The 2,919-nt window shown below is 35.3% G+C and carries 1 protein-coding gene; it reads right to left on the bottom strand.

Annotated features, from left to right (window positions below):
• A partial coding sequence (locus H518_RS19660; protein ID WP_043706844.1) for a SprB repeat-containing protein occupies positions 1-2,919 on the bottom strand: 2,919 nt, incomplete at both ends.

Genomic DNA, 2,919 nt, shown 5'->3' with positions numbered 1-2,919 from the left:
TCCAGCTGTTTGAACAATACTATAAGTATATGGCGTTAATCCTGTTGTTACTGAAACTCCTATACTTCCATTTGCGCCTCCGTTACAAGTAGCATCTACTACATTTGTAGTAAAGACTGGTTGTAAGGCTGCTTTAACTTCAAATGTTTTTGTTAACGTACAATTAGGCGTTTCAGCAGTATCTGTTATTATTATCGTATAATCTTCTGCAACTGCTGTACTAAAAGTAAATGGATTACTTGGTAAAGCTGTTCCTGCAGTTATAACTACTCCACTAACTGTACCTGTTATTTCATAAGTATATGCACCACTACCACTAGTTACATTTACATCATATGTTGCTTCATCTGCTGGAGATGGAGTATCACATGTTAAATTTTTGGTTGATGTTACAGTATACTCTAAACTTTGCTGTATATCGGAATTTGTAGTAACTGTACACCCGTTAGCATCTCTTATTGTTATAATATGATTACCTGGTGTTAAGTTTTCTGCAATAAACTCAGCATACCCTAAACCTCCATCTAATGCTATTGAGCTACTGAATGCACCAGCATCTACTGAGAATTGATAAGGTCCTGTTCCACTATTAACTCTCGTGGTAATTGTTTTATTAACACCACAACTATTTGGCGTACTACTTATAATATTAGGTAATTGACCAACAATGAGAGATTCTGGTCCTACTGTTGTTGAACAACTATTACCGTTACTATCTGTTATTGTTATATTAATTCCTGTAACATCTAAAGTAGGGTCTGTTACGTCTGCATAAGCAAACTCAATAGTTGTTCCTGAAACTGTAGCATCTGCAGGAAGAAAGTTAACAGAAGAAGCTACTGAATATGTATACGGTCCAGTTCCTCCTGTAGCGTTAACCCTTATAACCCCATTGGTACTACATGTTATATCACTTACTACTGTTAAGTTTGCATTTATTGGTGCTGTTTCTAATATCTCTATGTTTGGACTCGCAAAAGTACATGTTCCTGCATTATTCTCTATCTCTAAATAATAAGTTCCTGGAGAAAGAGTTCCGTTTCCTGTTGGAAGTATAGGTGCTAAACTACCTTGTGTTCCTGTTTCTACTGAAGTAGAGACTCCTGTAACAACGTTAAGACTAAAAAGTTCCCAATTAATTGCTGGAACACCTCCTGTAAGTAAATTTGATGTAGTATCATCAATATCAAACTGTAAACTACCAGTATTTCCACCATTACAAGATTGACTTAGAATTGAAGGTGTTATTACTACATCAATATCAATAATAAAAGTATCATCTACTTTTACACAATCATTATCTCCTAAATCTTTAACAAAGAAGTAATAAGTTCTCCCTGGAGTTAATCCACTAAATGTATAAGTAGTTGCAGCAGTACCAAGACCTGCAGGTTGCCATCCACTAGGACCAGGTGCTACTTGTATTGTATTATAAGTATATTGGTAATTTCCAACACCTCCTGAAACATTTACTACTGCTTCTGCTCCTGCAGTACAATCAGCTGAATTAGTAGTAACATTTACAACTAAAGGACTTACTTCAAAAGGCATTGTATAAGAACCTATACTGTTAAAGCAATAGGTTATTGATTCGGTTGCTATATCAGTAATCCTAATAGCAGGAAAAGTTACTGTTCCATAATTAAAATCTGGACTTCCATCAGTTCCTCTAAAAATAGGACTGTCTTGCCATGTTACTCCATTATCAACACTAAACTGTAATTTATTTGGTGCTAAAATTGTAGGAAAACCTGTAAAGTCATATCCAAATAAAGTTTCATTTGTACCTAAAGCAAATGGTGTACCACAAATAGGCCTTTCTGGAACAATCGAAATTGTTAATGCAGGTGGGTCAACTAATGTTACACTCTGACTATCAGTACATCCTAAATCATCTGTAATTTCTATTGTATATGTTTCTGCTGGCAAATTATTGAAACTAAAGTTAGTTCCAATAAAAGCTGTTAAAGTTCTTATTGCTATAACTCCACCACTATCTGCAATAGTTATAGTATGTGGTGATTGACCTGTATTTGCATTAATTACACCATCAATACTACCTGTATCTCCATTACAAGTTGGCTGATTATCTGTTATTGTAATTGCTACTGGTGTTATTTGCTCAATTACTACATCTTGGATTATGAATTCACAATTTACATCATCTCTTACGTATACATCATAAGTACCTGCTGCTAAATTAGTAATTGGGTTTGTTGCTGAAAATACTCCTGCAGTACTACCATCAGTTACTACTGAAAATTCATATCCTGTAGTAGACCCTCCTGTTGGAAATACTTCTATTTGCCCGGTAGGAGTTCCTAATGGTATACAACTGGCATTTGTTGGTGTTGCAGTTGCTACTAATGCATTATTAATTGTAACGTTTTCTGTCTGAGTACACCCTTTTATATCTCTAATTTCTACTGTGTATGCAATATTAGATAAACCAGTAATACTAAATGAAGTTGCATTAGCTGGAGTTGGCGTTTGCCATGTTGTACCATCTAAACTGAATTCATAAGTACCATTACCCGAAGTAATATTTATATCAATTACTCCATTGGCACCGTCATAACATTGAGGAACAGCTGTGAAAACTATTGTTTCTCTAACTGGTACATTTACTAAAACTGGTGTCGAACGACAACTCTCTACATCTATCGCTACAACCCAATAATCTCCAGCTATATCAATATCTGTAAATGGTGCTCCTACTTGAACTGCGGCTCCTGTTGCTGTTGCATTATCAAATAATTCATACGTATATGCTGCTCCGTTTCCTCCTGATGTCGTTGCGGTTATTGTTATTGTTGCTCCATCTAAACTAGGATCTGCATCACATGTAATATCTTTTGTTACTGTTGCTGCAACTACTATTGGTGATGGATCTGATAAAACAACTGGATCTAACGTAAT

It is taken from the genome of Tenacibaculum ovolyticum DSM 18103, from assembly GCF_000430545.1.
GTDB classification, from domain to species: Bacteria; Bacteroidota; Bacteroidia; order Flavobacteriales; family Flavobacteriaceae; genus Polaribacter; species Polaribacter ovolyticus.
Note: the sequence above shows the minus strand (reverse complement) of the source record. Positions and strands in the feature narration are given on the sequence as shown.